The organism is Dialister sp. UBA1703, from assembly GCA_002320515.1.
GTDB lineage: Bacteria > Bacillota > Negativicutes > Veillonellales > Dialisteraceae > Dialister.
Genome location: DCJJ01000051.1, coordinates 2,680 through 4,033 on the forward strand (window position 1 = coordinate 2,680; position 1,354 = coordinate 4,033).

At 54.1% G+C, this 1,354-nt stretch carries 1 protein-coding gene; it reads left to right on the forward strand.

Going from position 1 to position 1,354, the window contains the following annotated elements:
- Nucleotides 1–437: 437 nt before the first annotated feature.
- On the forward strand, nucleotides 438–992 hold the full coding sequence (nrdG, locus tag B2Y11_RS02360; RefSeq protein WP_291055692.1) for an anaerobic ribonucleoside-triphosphate reductase activating protein: 555 nt from the start codon (nucleotides 438–440) through the stop codon (nucleotides 990–992).
- Nucleotides 993–1,354 lie beyond the last annotated feature (362 nt).

Consider the following 1,354-nt stretch of genomic DNA (forward strand, 5'->3'; position numbering starts at 1 on the left):
GGTTCTGCCTGCCTTTGGCAGGCGGGTTCAAAGGGCTGCGGTATCGCTCCTTCGGAGCGATGAGTATAAATACCTTTGTGTATCCAGTGCCGCAGAGCGCAGCGCCAAAGCCTCCTTCCTCAGAAAGGAGGTGTCGCCGAAGGCGACGGAGGATAGGGGCTTTTCGCAGAAAAGCCGAGGCCCCATCGGGGCCTGATGATGATTCATATCCGCCACACTTTTTTCGGACCCATCCTCAGGGCTCCGCCCAGCTCCTTCCTGAGGAAGAAGCCTGCGTTACGTGCTTCCCGTTCTACTACATAAGCTGCCGCCGCAGGCGGCATATAAAAAAGCGTCCGTCAGGACGCCACCTTCCCCTTTGAACCCTCATCCCCAAAAGGGCACTCACCCGGAGGCGCTCCGCGCCTCCTTTTTTACTTATATCCAAGGAGTTATCCATGAAATACGCCAATTTTAAAGAATACGACATCGCCAACGGCCCGGGCATCCGGTTCTCCCTCTTTGTTTCCGGCTGCACCCATCACTGCAAAGGCTGCTTCAATCCGGAAACCTGGGATTTCAACTACGGAAAACCCTTTACCAAGGAAGTGGAAGACTACATCATCAAAGAAACGGGCCATGAATTCTACGAAGGCCTTACCCTCCTGGGCGGAGAGCCCATGGAACCGGTAAACCAGAAGGGCCTCCTCCCGCTGGTGAAACGGTTCAAGGAACTCTATCCCCACAAAACCATCTGGTGCTTCACCGGCTACCTCTACGACCGTGACCTTCTGGGCCACTTCGCCAAGATCATGCCGGAAACCATGGAACTCCTGAAACGGATCGACGTACTGGTGGACGGAGAATTCATGCTGGACAAAAAAGACGTCACCCTCCTCTTCAAAGGCTCCTCCAACCAGCGCACCATCGACGTGCAGAAAAGCCTTAGAACCGGGAAAATCGTCCCCTGGGATCCGCAAGACACCAGCATGTCCCCCAATTCCAAAATTTAAGGTTCCTTCACGTCCCGCCGGAAGCGGACCATTTTACAAAATAAAGGGGCTGGGAAGAAAGGTAAATCATTTCTTCCCAGCTTTTTTCTGACCGTCCTATCATGATATGCTGCCTTTCCCCTCGAAATGATGGCAGGTGACCTGCCTCATTGGTGGAAGGAGATTTCTCCACTCTGCTGCGCTTTCATCGAAATGACGAGAGGGGTGCAAGGCGTCGTTTCGGCTATTTGAAGCGTAGGATGTCTCCACTCCGCTCCCACTATCGAAATGACGGGAGAGGCGTCCGCCGCCACCGTCATCTCGAGCGGAGGAACGTGCCGGTATGGGGGGGTAGATGAAAACTGCTTCGATGATACTCTGAG

Excerpts from the sequence above, each read along its gene's own strand:
- nrdG (WP_291055692.1), top strand. The coding sequence starts at position 438 with ATGAAATACGCCAATTTTAAAGAATACGACATCGCCAACGGCCCGGGC.